This is a genomic window from Streptomyces sp. NPDC057697 (genome assembly GCF_042799335.1).
Lineage (GTDB): Bacteria > Actinomycetota > Actinomycetes > Streptomycetales > Streptomycetaceae > Streptomyces.
Map to the genome: position 1 here is coordinate 404,906 of NZ_JBHVJA010000003.1, position 11,315 is coordinate 416,220.

Here is an 11,315-nt window from a genome sequence, read left to right on the forward strand (position 1 = left end):
GCCCGGCGCCGGATGATCTTGAAATGTCAATGTCAATGATTCGGCGCGGGTGCGGGCGGTAGCCTGGGGTGGCTGAATCCACCCCGAACCGCGAAGACTGGATGAACGACGATGCATCGGTACAGGTCCCACACCTGCGGCGAGCTCCGCGCCTCTGACGTCGGCACCGACGTCCGACTGAGCGGCTGGCTGCACAATCGCCGAGACCTGGGTGGCATCCTCTTCATCGATCTGCGCGACCACTACGGTCTGGTGCAGCTCGTCGCCCGCCCGGGTACCCCCGGCAACGAGGCGCTGGCGAAGCTCACCAAGGAGACCGTCGTACGCATCGACGGCAAGGTCTCCGCGCGCGGCGCCGACAACGTGAACCCGGAGCTCCCGACCGGCGAGATCGAGATCGAGGTCACCGAGGTCGAGGTGCTGGGCGAGGCCGCCCCGCTGCCCTTCACGATCAACGCCGAGGACGGGGTCAACGAGGAGCGGCGCCTGGAGTACCGCTTCCTCGACCTGCGCCGCGAGCGCATGCACCGCAACATCATGCTGCGCTCGGCGGTCATCGCCGCCATCCGCGCCAAGATGGTGGCCCTCGGCTTCAACGAGATGGCGACCCCGATCCTCACCGCGACCTCCCCCGAGGGCGCCCGTGACTTCGTCGTCCCGTCCCGGCTGAACCCGGGCAAGTTCTACGCGCTGCCCCAGGCCCCGCAGCAGTTCAAGCAGCTGCTGATGATCTCCGGCTTCGACCGCTACTTCCAGATCGCGCCCTGCTTCCGCGACGAGGACGCGCGCGCCGACCGCTCGCCGGGCGAGTTCTACCAGCTCGACGTCGAGATGAGCTTCGTGGAGCAGGAAGACGTCTTCCAGCCCATCGAGAAGCTCATGACCGAGCTGTTCACGGAGTTCGGCGGCGGCCGCGAGGTCACCTCGCCGTTCCCGCGCATCCCGTTCCGCGAGTCGATGCTGAAGTACGGCAACGACAAGCCGGACCTGCGCGCCAAGCTGGAGCTGGTCGACATCTCCGACGTCTTCGCGGACTCGGGGTTCAAGGCCTTCGCGGGCAAGCACGTCCGTGCCCTCCCGGTCCCGGACACCGCGGGCCAGTCCCGGAAGTTCTTCGACGGCCTCGGCGACTACGCCGTCCAGCACGGCGCCAAGGGCCTGGCCTGGGTCCGCGTCGGCGAGGACGGCACGCTGGCGGGTCCGATCGCCAAGTTCCTCACCGAGGAGGACGTCAAGACCCTCACCGAGCGTCTCTCCCTCGTCCCGGGCCACGCGGTCTTCTTCGGCGCGGGCGAGTTCGACGAGGTCTCCAGGATCATGTCCGTCGTCCGTGTCGAGGCCGCCAAGCGGGCCGGTCACTTCGAGGAGGGCGTCTTCCGGTTCTGCTGGATCGTCGACTTCCCGATGTACGAGAAGGACGAGGACACGGGGAAGATCGACTTCTCGCACAACCCCTTCTCGATGCCCCAGGGCGGTCTGAAGGACCTGGAGGAGAAGGACCCGCTCGACATCCTCGCCTGGCAGTACGACATCGTCTGCAACGGCATCGAGCTGTCCTCCGGCGCCATCCGGAACCACGAGCCCGAGCTGATGCTCAAGGCCTTCGAGATCGCTGGTTACGACCGCGAGACCGTCGAGCACGAGTTCGCGGGCATGCTCCGCGCCTTCCGCCTCGGCGCCCCGCCGCACGGCGGCATCGCCCCGGGCGTCGACCGCATCGTGATGCTGCTGGCCGACGAGCCCAACATCCGCGAGACGATCGCCTTCCCGCTCAACGGCAACGCCCAGGACCTGATGATGGGCGCCCCGACGGAGCTGGACGAGACCCGTCTGCGCGAGCTGAACATCCAGCTCCGCAAGCCGGTCGCGCCGGCGAAGGACAAGACGGAGGCCAGGGCGGACGCCCGGGATTCCGTCGCGCGGGACACCGGCGCGAAGTAGGCGTCACCGGTTCCGCTCCGGTTCCACGTGAAACATCCCCCGGCCGACCCGGCCGGGGGATGTTTCACGTCCGGGCCCCTCACATCGCGTTCAGGGCCACCGTCGGATGGAGGCGGGAGGCGCGGATCGCCGGATAGAGGCCCGCGACCACGCCGATCACGAGGGTGGCGGCCAGACCGCCCGCCAGGGACCAGGGCGGGACCACCGCCGTCCACCCCTGCACCCGGGCGAACCCGAAGGTCGCCGCCGCGCCCAGCAGCGCGCCCGTCGCCCCGCCCAGCGCCGACAGCAGCAGCGACTCGGTCAGGAACTGGAGCCGGATCGCGCCCCTGGTCGCGCCCAGCGAGCGGCGCAGACCGATCTCCTGGCGGCGTTCCAGGACCGAGATGACCATGGTGTTGGCGACCCCCACCCCGCCGACCAGGAGGGCGACCGCGCCCAGGCCGAGCATCAGGTTCGTCAGCCCCTCGTCGGCGGCCGCCTTGGCGGCCAGCGCGTCCGAGGGCCGGGAGACCTTGATGCCGCTCGCCCCGTCGCCGGGGCTGATGGTGCGCGCCAGGATCGCCCGTACGTCCTCCACCGAGGCGTCCGTGGAGCGCTCGAAGACGGTGGTGGGGTGGCCGTCGAAGCCGAAGTAGCGCTCGGCGGCGGGGAATCCGACCATGGCCACCCGGTCCAGATTGGGGACCAGCTCGATCGGCCGGAGGATGCCGACGACGGCCACCCGGGTGTCGTTCATCATGATCGTTTCGCCGGTGCGGGTGATGCCGAGGCGTTCCGCGGCCACCGCGCCGAGGACCGTCGTAGGAAGGCGTTCACCGGCCGGGGTCAGCCAGACGCCCCGGTCGACCTCGCCGCCGAGCGCGGAGAGCAGATCGGTGCGGACCGCCTGGGCGGTGACGCCCGCGGTGCGCTCCTCGGGGACCACGTCGCTCCGGCGGATGCGGGCGTCGACATCGGCGGTGGCCGTGGCGTGCCGCACCGGACCGATGCGCTCGACCATCGCGACCGCGTTCCTGGGGAGCTTGATCTCCTGCCCCTGGGCGTCCTTGCCCGCCTCGGCGGTGAGGAGGTTGGTGCCGAGGCGGTCGAGCCGGGTCATCAGGTCCGCGCGGCTCGACTCGGACAGCCCGACGACCGCGACCATCGTCGCGATGCCGATGGCGATGCCGAGCGCCGAGAGCACCACCCGCGCGCGCCGCGCGCGGAGCCCCACCGCGCCGACCCGGAGGACGTCGCGCGGCGAGAGGCGGGCGGGCCTGAGGTCGTGCTTCATGAACCGGCCCCTTCCGTACGGGCGCATGCACCGGCCCCTTCCGCACGGGCGCATGCACCGGCCCCTTCCGTACGGGAGCCGGGACGCGGGCCGGAGCGCAGGTCCGAGACGATCCCGCCGTCCCGGAACCGGACCCGGCGCGGCAGCGCGTCCGCGATCTCGTTGTCATGGGTGATCACGCAGATGGTGGTGCCGGAGCCGTTCAGCCGGTGCAGCAGCTCCATGACGAGCGCGCCGGACGCGGTGTCCAGCGCCCCGGTCGGCTCGTCCGCCAGCAGCAGCCGGGGTTCTCCCACCAGGGCGCGGGCGATGGCCACGCGCTGCTTCTCGCCGCCGGACAGCTCGTTCGGCGTGTGCGAGCGGCGGTGGTCCAGCCCGACCCCGGCGAGCGCCTCCCGGGCCCGCGCACGCCGCTCCCCGGGCGGGACGCCCGCGTACAGCAGCCCGTCGGCGACGTTGTCGACCGCGTCCCGCCCCGCCGCGAGGTGGAAGTGCTGGAAGACGAAGCCGATGTGGCGGGCGCGGAGTGCGGAGAGCCGGGCGTCGGACAGCTCGGACACGTCGTACCCGGCGATCCGGACGGTGCCCGTCGTGGGCCGGTCGAGGGTGCCCATCAGGTTGAGCATCGTGGACTTGCCGGAGCCGGAGGGGCCGACGACGGCGACGAGTTCGCCCTCCTCGACGGTGAGGTCCACCCCGCGCAGGGCGTGGACGCCGCCGGGGTACGACTTCCCGGCGCCCCGCAGTTCGATCACCGGGGTCGCCGTCCCGATCACCGGGGTCGCCGTCATGACGCCGCCACTCCCACCTTCAGTCCCTCGCGCACATCCGGACCGGAGACCTCGATCCGCCCGTCGGCGGTCATGCCCGTCTCCACCCGCACCATCCGCGACGTGGTGCCCTCGACGACCTGGAGGCCGTAGCCGCCGTTCTCGCCGCGCAGGGCCACGACCGCCTCGACGGGGACCGCGAGGACCCCCTTGTGCGCCTCGCTGACGAACTTCACGCTCGCCGACGCCTTGGCGTCCTCGCCCGACACGGCGCCCGCCCCGCCGTTCAGGACGACCTCCACCGTGATGCCGTCCTCGGCGGGCGCCTCGCTCCCGGACTTCTCGGGGCGCACCGTCCCGGAGACCTTGCCGGCCACGGTCCTGCCGCTCGGCAGGGTGACCTCGACCTTGGTGCCGCGTGCGGTGAGCGCGCCGTCGCTCTGGTCGAGCCCGGCCCGTACGACGGGTTCGGTGGAGGCGACCGTCAGCACCGGCCCGTCCGGGCCGACCTGGTCCGCGAGCGCCGCGTCGGCGGAGACCACCTTGACCGGTCCCGGCTGGAAGACGACATCGCCCCGGCCGACCCGGCCGGTGGGCTCGCGGTTCAGGGACCTCTGCCACCGTTCGACGGCGGCCGCGGTGTCCTCGTCGTACCGGACGTCGACGTACAGCCCGGCGCCGTACCCCAGGTCGCGGAGGTTGCGCTCAAGCTGGAGCACATCGCTGCCCCGGTCCCCGGGCTTCATCTCGCGGAACATCGGGACCGGCCCGTAGAGGAGGGAGACGGGCTTGTCGTTCAGCTCGTACAGGGCCTGTCCCCTGGTCAGCGTCCTCCCCTCGGCGGCGGCCACCGTGACGGTGCCCTCGACGGCGGACTTGACCGCGCGGCGCCGCGCGAAGTCGAGCCTGCCGTCGACCGTCGTGGACCGCACCAGGTCGGTGCGTCGGACGGTCGCGGTGGCGGGCGGCAGACCGTCGGACCCGGCCGGGTCGCCCGCCCCGGCCGGGTCGCCGAGGAACAGGGCGCCCGCGGTGACGGCGGCGGCCGCGGTCACCGCGCCGAGCGCGAGAAGGGCGGTGCGGCGCTTCACTGCATGCCGTCCAGACCGTCGAGCAGCTTCGACCGGCACGCCTCGCGGGCCTTCTTGTACGCCGGTGAGTTCGAGTCGAGGACCGGGGAGGCGGGGTCGGGGTCGCCGCCCGGCATGGCGTTGCCGCCGCTCATGGTCGGATTGGTGAACCGGGAGACGCCGTTGTCCCGCATGCACTTGGCGTGCGCGAGCATCGACTCGTAGGCCTTCTGCTGGTCGCGCTCGGGCTCGGCCGCCATGGCGGCCCGGAGCTCGGTCACGCAGGCGCCGTTCCGGCCGCCCTTGATGCCCTCGTTGCGGCCGGGCCGGGAGCCGATCTCGTTGACCTTGTCCCAGTCGAGGTATCCGCTGAGCGTGGGGTCGGGGAATTCCTTGTAGCCGCCCTTGGCGCGCATGCACCGGACGTACTTCAGCTGGGCGTCGTAGAAGGCGCTCCTGCCCGCGGTCGGGGCGCTCGGTTTGTCCGCCTTCTTCGTGGCGCCGGCCGCCGGGGTGCTCGGTACGTCGGCGATCGCGTCGCTCTTCTTCGCCGCGTCCGTGCCGTCGTCCCCGCCGCCGCAGGCGACGGAGAGGGTGAGCACGGGCAGGGCCACGAGGGCGGCCAGGCGCAGCCGGGCGGCGGTACGGGTGCCGGTCGGGGTCTTCGTCCGGGGGTTCGTCCTGAGGAAGGTCATGGGCCGTACGCTCGCCGCCGCGGATGATGGCCCGTCCATGGGCACATGATGGGAACGAAACAATGGCCCCGGCCTGCGGGTTCGCCCCCTTGCGAGGGGGACGGGAACGGTCCGGGCGTGCCCATAATCGGCCCCATGCCCCATGTGCTGCTCATCGAGGACGACGCCTCCGTACGGGACGGGATGGAGCTCGTGCTCCGCCGCCACGGATACGGCGTGGACACCGCCGCCACCGGCGAACAGGCCCTCGCCCTGCTCGCCGGGGAGCGGGGTGCCCGGATCGAACTGGCCGTGCTGGACCTGATGCTGCCCGGCATGGACGGCTTCGAGGTGTGCCGCCGCATCCGCGCCCGCTCGGCGGCCCTGCCCGTCATCATGCTGACCGCGCGCGGCGACGACCAGGACATCGTGACGGGCCTGGAGGCGGGCGCCGACGACTATGTCGTCAAACCGGTCACCGCCCCCGTCCTGGAGGCCCGCATCCGGGCCGCGCTGCGCCGTGCGGAACCGTCCGGGCCGGCCCAGGGGGCCGAGGCCGACCTCGCCGGGCTGGTCATCGACCGCGCCGGGCTGACCATCACCAAGCACGGCGTCCCCGTCCCGCTGCCGCCCACCGAACTGCGGCTGCTGCTGGAGCTCTCGGCCTCCCCCTGCCGGGTCTTCAGCCGCGAACAGCTCCTCGAATCGGTCTGGGACCACACCTTCCTGGGCGACTCCCGGCTGGTGGACGCGGCGGTCGGGCGGCTGCGCGCCAAGCTGGAGGACGTACCGGCCAGACCCCGGTACGTCCAGACGGTGCGGGGCTTCGGCTACCGCTTCGGACCGCTGTGAGACGCGGGGGGAACGGCGGGCGCGCCGCCCCGGCCCGGCGCCCGTGGCGGCTGGTCGGCGGGCTGCGCACCCGGCTCGTCGTCACCTTCGTCGTCGTCGCCCTGATCAGCGCGGTGACCGCGACCGCCCTCGCCTACCGGGACGCCCGCACCGCCGTCCTCCAGCGCACCCAGAACGCGGCCGTGAACGATCTCAGGGAGCGGGTCGGCGCGGTGGCCGCCGATTTCGACGTACCGCCCGACCAGCAGTCGCTCTCCCGGTTCGCGGCGCGGGTGTCGGACGGCCTCGGCGGGAACATCGTGGTCGTCCGCTACCAGGACCTGTCCGCCGTCTCCGACTCGCTCGCCGACACCGCGTCCCGGATCGGCGTCGGACTGCGCGCGGCCGTCACGACCGGCAAGGACGCCAAGTTCCAGCGGGTGCGGTGGCGCGGTGATCCCTATCTGGTCGTCGGCATGCCCGTGACGTACGCGGACGGGGACCGCCGCGCCTCCGGACTGGAGGTCTACGCGATCAGCGATCTGCGGGCCGAGCGCGACGACACCGCCGCCCTGCTGGACTCCGTCCGGACGGGCATCGTGCCGGTGGTGCTGCTCTCCGCCGTGCTGGCGCTGCTGGCGGCGGGGACGGTCCTGCGGCCGGTACGGAGACTGGGCCGGGCCACCCGCGAGCTGGCGAAGGGGGACCTCGGCAGCCGGGTCTCCGTCACCGGCCACGACGAACTGGCCGACCTGGCGCGGACGTTCAACGAGAGCGCCGACGCGCTCCAGGCGTCCGACGCGGAGCTGCGGGAGCAGGAGGCGAAGGCGCGCCGCTTCGTGGCGGACGTCTCGCACGAACTGCGCACGCCCCTCGCGGCGATGACGATGGTGGCGACCGTCCTGGAGGAGGACGCCGACCAGCTGCCGCCGGACGCGGCGCGCGCGGCCCGTACCGTCGGCGAGGAGACGGCGCGGCTGTCCCGGCTGGTCGAGGACCTGATGGAGATCTCCCGCTTCGACGCCGGGGCGGCCCGGCTGAACGCGGTGGAGACCGACCTCGCCGACACCGTGCGGGCCTCGCTCGCGCTGCGCGGCTGGACGGACCGGGTGGAGACGGAGCTCGGTGCGGACGTCCGGGCGGTGGTCGACCGGCGCCGGATCGATGTGATCGTCGCGAATCTGGTGGGCAACGCGCTGCGGCACGGCGCCCCGCCGGTCACCGTGACCCTGACGACGGACCGCGCGGCGGACGGCGCGTGGGTGGTGCTGTCCGTCGCCGACCACGGCCCGGGGCTGCCGCCGGGCACGGAGGAGCGGGTCTTCGACCGGTTCTACAAGGCGGACGCGGCCCGCACGCGCGGCGCGGCCGACGACAGCGGACAGGGCAGCGGCCTCGGCACGGCGATCGCGCTGGAGAACGCCCGGCTGCACGGCGGCACGATCGCGGTGGCCGACGCGCCGGCCGGACCGGGACGGGGCTCCGGGCGCGGCGCGGTGTTCACGCTGCGGCTGCCGCTGCGGCGTACGGGAGAGGACACGGAATGAGGCTTCGACAGGCGGCCGCGGCGGCCGCGCTGGGGATCGCCCTGACGGGCTGCGGCGTCCAGCCGACCGGGGTGATAGGGGCGGGCGAGCCCGCGACCGGGCTGACCCGCGGCATGCGGCTGTACTACGCCTCGGCGGGCGGGCTGCGCGCGGTGCCGCTGATCGACAAGGAGGTCGAGAGCCTCGACGGGGTGCTGAAGCTGCTGGGCGGAACCCCGCCGCCCACCGGGCAGGGCGACGGGCTCACCTCCCTCGTCCACCTCGGCGGCTACTCGGCGACCGGCTCGGGCACCCGGGTCACCGTGCGCGTGGAGGGGCCCTACGGGGAGTCGGGCCGCGACCAGGCCACCGGCCAGCTGGTCTGCACCCTGGCCCGCGCGCAGTCCGTGCTGGAACCGGAGGTCAGGACCGACGACGTCGAGGTCACCGTGCGCCCGACCGAGGGCGGGGCGCTGGGCCCCTACCGGTGTCCGGAGTTCCTCAACGGCTGAGGGCCCGTCGGATTCCGGGGTGGGCTCCGGGACATCCCCGAGGCCCGGCGGGCCGGTGCGTGGCAGGGTCGTGGCCGCGTCACCCGTTCCCCGACTAGCCCACGGAGGCAGCGAGCCATGAGATCCGCGGCGGACACGGCACCGGACCGAGGGCCCGGCCGGCGGTCGCTGCCCGCGTTCTTCGCCCTGGTGACGGCGGTGTCCGTGCCGTTCTGGCTGCTCGGAGCGTGGATCGACACCACCGGGGAGGCGCCCATCGGGCTGCCGGTCAGCGCGCTGATGTTCGTCTGCCCGGCCGTCGCCGCCTCGGTCCTGGTCCACCGCCGGGAGGGCCGGGCCGGTGTCGTCCGGCTGCTGGCACGGGTGGCCGACTGTTCGCGCGCCCCGCGCAAGGGCCGGTACGCGCTCGCGGTCGGCCTCATGCCCGCCGTCGTCGTGACCGCCGTCGTGCTCGCCGGGCTGTCGGGAGCCGCGCTCGGCGGCCTGCCCATGCCGCTCACGGCGGTTCCGGTGCTCGCCGTGGTGTTCCTGATCGCCGCGGCGGCGGAGGAGCTGGGCTGGACCGGGTACGCCACGGACCCGATGATCAGGCGCTGGGGAGAGCTCAACACCGGAGTCGCGCTGGGGGTGTTCTGGGGTGCCTGGCACCTGGTCCCGCTGGTCCAGGCACATCACGGCGCCCTCTGGATCGGCGGCTGGTTCGCCACCACCGTCGCCGTGCGGGTCGTCATGGTCCGGCTCCACCGGAGCACCGGCCGCAGCGTGCTGTCCGCGATCTGCGTCCACGCCTCGCTCAACGTCTGCGCCGCGATGACCCCGGGATACGGCCTGCCTCGGATGTCGCTGATCATCGGCGGCCTCACCGTCCTGGTGGCCGTCGCCGCGACCGCTCTCGCGGCCGGTGCCGCCACCCGCCCACAGAACGCGCTCCCCGACGGCGCGGAATCCTGACCCGGAGTCCTGACCCGGAATCAGGCCGCCGCCCCCCCACGGAGCGCAAGGCCGGGAACCTACACGCAAGGAGCGGCTCCGGGCGTGAGCGACGCGCGTGTCGGGCGGCCGATACATCCGTATGGCCCTCGTGCGGATTCGCGCGCGCCCGACGCGGCGTTAACTGAGTTCGGCGGCACGAGGCGTGACGGGGAGCCCGCCCGCACCGCCGTCACCCCTGCGAGCGCCGAGGAGCTTCGCCATGCCCGTTTCCCGTCCGCCGGCCCACCGCCGTCCCCCGTACGCCGTCCACGCCGGCGCCTGCGCCGCCGCGCTGCTGCTGCTCACCGCCTGCGGCAACAGCTCCGGCACGGCCACCCCCAAGACCCCCGCCGCCCCGGCGAACGCCACGGCCTCCGCCGGTGTCGCGGGCCCACCCGCCGGACGGGCCCGCAGACGGGCCGCACCGGTCCCGCACGCGCCGGTCGTCCGGCCGCGCGAGATCCCCGCGCTGGGGCCGAGGACCCGCGCCGCCATTCCGGCGGACTCCAAACAGGTCTTCGTCGTCACCGGCGACGACTACGACTCCAGCCTCTCCACCGCGGTCCTCTACACCCGCGACAACCCGTCGTCGGGCTGGCTGCCCGTCACGACCCGCTGGCCCGCCCACAACGCGCTGAACGGCTGGACCGACGAGCACCGGCAGGGCGACCTGCGCACCCCGGTCGGCGTCTTCGGGCTGACGTACGGGGGCGGTCTGTACGCTCCGCCGCGCACGGCGTTCCCCTACGACCAGAACCCGGCGTTCGTGGTCAGCGGCGAGGGCTTCGACGGGGAACCGCTGGAGGGTTCCTTCGACTACGTCGTCGCCGTCGACTACAACCGGACCCCCGGCGTCACCCCCCTGGACCCGGGCCGCCCGCTCGGCCAGGAGCGCGGCGGCGGCATCTGGATCCACGTCGACCACGGCGGCCCGACCCAGGGCTGCGTCTCGCTTCCCCTGGACCGGATGCGGGAACTCCTGAGCGACCTCGACCCGGCGAAGAAGCCGGTCGTCGTGATGGGCGACGAGGAGGGCCTGGCGCGGTGAACGCGATACGGGCCGGGGCGGGCCCGTACGCTGGAGGAAGCCGGTTTCCGTAGCAGGAGGCAGTGATCTTCGTGGTCGAGCGGAGTGGGCTCACTCAGGAGGCCTTCGAGGAGTTCGCCGGACAGGCCCAGCGGGTCGAGGAAGCGCCCTGGCTGGAGTTCCTGAACGGGAAGCCGGCGTTCAAGGTACGGCCGTACGGAAGTCGCGGGCGGATCGTCGAATGGCTGACATGTCCGTGCGCGCAGGCCGATCAGGGCAACTGGCTCTTCGCCGCGCAGGGTCTGCGCGTCGGGACGTACCGCAAGGGCAACGCCCGCCCGGACGGTGTGCTCGCCCCGCTCGACACCTTCGTCGGCCAGGGCGAATGGGCCGGCCCCGACGGTGTCCTGATGGTCGTCGAGGTCACCTCGTACGACGAGGACACCGACCGCCGGGACCGGGTCGAGAAGCCGCGCGCCCACGCCGGGACCGGTATCCCCGCCCATCTGCTCATCGACCGCGACACCTGTGAGATCAAGGTGCATTCGCAGCCGGACGGCGTGCGGTACGAGCAGGTGGTGACCGTGCCGTACGGGAAGACCGTCGAACTGCCCGACCCGGTCGGCATCGAGCTGGACACCGAGCCGTTGAAGAACTGGGTCCGCTGACCGCGAGCAGCGGCACGGCGAAGGGCGGGACCGGCAACGCGGTCCCGC

General features: G+C 73.1%; 11 protein-coding genes. 7 read left to right on the top strand and 4 right to left on the bottom strand.

Translation table 11 applies throughout. The features are described 5' to 3' along the window. Positions 1-111: 111 nt before the first annotated feature. Complete coding sequence (gene aspS / locus ACFVFH_RS11630) at positions 112-1,941, top strand: aspartate--tRNA ligase (RefSeq protein WP_383766091.1); 1,830 nt, start codon at positions 112-114, stop codon at positions 1,939-1,941. A 79-nt stretch (positions 1,942-2,020) separates the two neighbouring features. On the opposite strand, the gene ACFVFH_RS11635 is transcribed toward aspS, so the two are convergent. From ACFVFH_RS11635 to ACFVFH_RS11650, 4 genes are read right to left on the bottom strand one after another with little or no spacing between them, the layout of a single operon-like run. Beyond that, entirely contained in the window at positions 2,021-3,217 is a 1,197-nt protein-coding gene (locus ACFVFH_RS11635; protein WP_383766092.1) for an ABC transporter permease, read from the bottom strand. Continuing rightward, on the bottom strand, positions 3,214-4,008 hold the full coding sequence (locus ACFVFH_RS11640) for an ABC transporter ATP-binding protein (protein ID WP_383766094.1): 795 nt from the start codon (positions 4,006-4,008) through the stop codon (positions 3,214-3,216). Before ACFVFH_RS11640 ends, ACFVFH_RS11635 begins: the two co-directional genes overlap by 4 nt. After that, a complete protein-coding gene (locus ACFVFH_RS11645; protein WP_383766095.1) occupies positions 4,005-5,078 on the bottom strand; it encodes a peptidoglycan-binding protein in 1,074 nt (357 codons plus the stop codon). The genes ACFVFH_RS11640 and ACFVFH_RS11645 overlap by 4 nt, the downstream gene beginning before the upstream one ends. Continuing rightward, the gene (locus ACFVFH_RS11650; protein ID WP_383766096.1) at positions 5,075-5,752 is read right to left on the bottom strand and encodes a hypothetical protein; all 678 of its coding nucleotides are present in this window, start codon (positions 5,750-5,752) and stop codon (positions 5,075-5,077) included. Before ACFVFH_RS11650 ends, ACFVFH_RS11645 begins: the two co-directional genes overlap by 4 nt. Positions 5,753-5,887: 135 nt before the next feature. Between ACFVFH_RS11650 and ACFVFH_RS11655 the strand changes: the two genes are divergently transcribed. The 6 genes from ACFVFH_RS11655 to ACFVFH_RS11680 all read left to right on the top strand — a co-directional run bounded on the left by ACFVFH_RS11655 (position 5,888) and on the right by ACFVFH_RS11680 (position 11,267). Then, positions 5,888-6,583 carry a response regulator gene (locus ACFVFH_RS11655; protein WP_383766097.1) on the top strand — a complete coding sequence of 232 codons (696 nt, stop codon included), beginning with the start codon at positions 5,888-5,890 and terminating at the stop codon, positions 6,581-6,583. Beyond that, positions 6,580-8,109 carry an ATP-binding protein gene (locus ACFVFH_RS11660; RefSeq protein WP_383766099.1) on the top strand — a complete coding sequence of 510 codons (1,530 nt, stop codon included), beginning with the start codon at positions 6,580-6,582 and terminating at the stop codon, positions 8,107-8,109. The genes ACFVFH_RS11655 and ACFVFH_RS11660 overlap by 4 nt, the downstream gene beginning before the upstream one ends. Continuing rightward, the gene (locus ACFVFH_RS11665) at positions 8,106-8,600 is read left to right on the top strand and encodes a hypothetical protein (protein ID WP_383766101.1); all 495 of its coding nucleotides are present in this window, start codon (positions 8,106-8,108) and stop codon (positions 8,598-8,600) included. Before ACFVFH_RS11660 ends, ACFVFH_RS11665 begins: the two co-directional genes overlap by 4 nt. Before the next feature lie 117 nt (positions 8,601-8,717). Further along, positions 8,718-9,551 carry a CPBP family intramembrane glutamic endopeptidase gene (locus ACFVFH_RS11670; RefSeq protein ID WP_383766102.1) on the top strand — a complete coding sequence of 278 codons (834 nt, stop codon included), beginning with the start codon at positions 8,718-8,720 and terminating at the stop codon, positions 9,549-9,551. A 241-nt stretch (positions 9,552-9,792) separates the two neighbouring features. Continuing rightward, entirely contained in the window at positions 9,793-10,620 is an 828-nt protein-coding gene (locus ACFVFH_RS11675; RefSeq protein ID WP_383766104.1) for a L,D-transpeptidase family protein, read from the top strand. Positions 10,621-10,682: 62 nt separating this feature from the next. Next, on the top strand, positions 10,683-11,267 hold the full coding sequence (locus ACFVFH_RS11680) for a Uma2 family endonuclease (RefSeq protein ID WP_383766106.1): 585 nt from the start codon (positions 10,683-10,685) through the stop codon (positions 11,265-11,267). Positions 11,268-11,315 lie beyond the last annotated feature (48 nt).

Excerpts from the sequence above, each read along its gene's own strand:
- ACFVFH_RS11675 (WP_383766104.1), top strand. The coding sequence starts at position 9,793 with ATGCCCGTTTCCCGTCCGCCGGCCCACCGCCGTCCCCCGTACGCCGTC.
- ACFVFH_RS11650 (WP_383766096.1), bottom strand. The coding sequence starts at position 5,752 with ATGACCTTCCTCAGGACGAACCCCCGGACGAAGACCCCGACCGGCACC.
- ACFVFH_RS11670 (WP_383766102.1), top strand. The coding sequence starts at position 8,718 with ATGAGATCCGCGGCGGACACGGCACCGGACCGAGGGCCCGGCCGGCGG.
- ACFVFH_RS11640 (WP_383766094.1), bottom strand. The coding sequence starts at position 4,008 with ATGACGGCGACCCCGGTGATCGGGACGGCGACCCCGGTGATCGAACTG.
- aspS (WP_383766091.1), top strand. The coding sequence starts at position 112 with ATGCATCGGTACAGGTCCCACACCTGCGGCGAGCTCCGCGCCTCTGAC.
- ACFVFH_RS11655 (WP_383766097.1), top strand. The coding sequence starts at position 5,888 with ATGCCCCATGTGCTGCTCATCGAGGACGACGCCTCCGTACGGGACGGG.
- ACFVFH_RS11635 (WP_383766092.1), bottom strand. The coding sequence starts at position 3,217 with ATGAAGCACGACCTCAGGCCCGCCCGCCTCTCGCCGCGCGACGTCCTC.
- ACFVFH_RS11665 (WP_383766101.1), top strand. The coding sequence starts at position 8,106 with ATGAGGCTTCGACAGGCGGCCGCGGCGGCCGCGCTGGGGATCGCCCTG.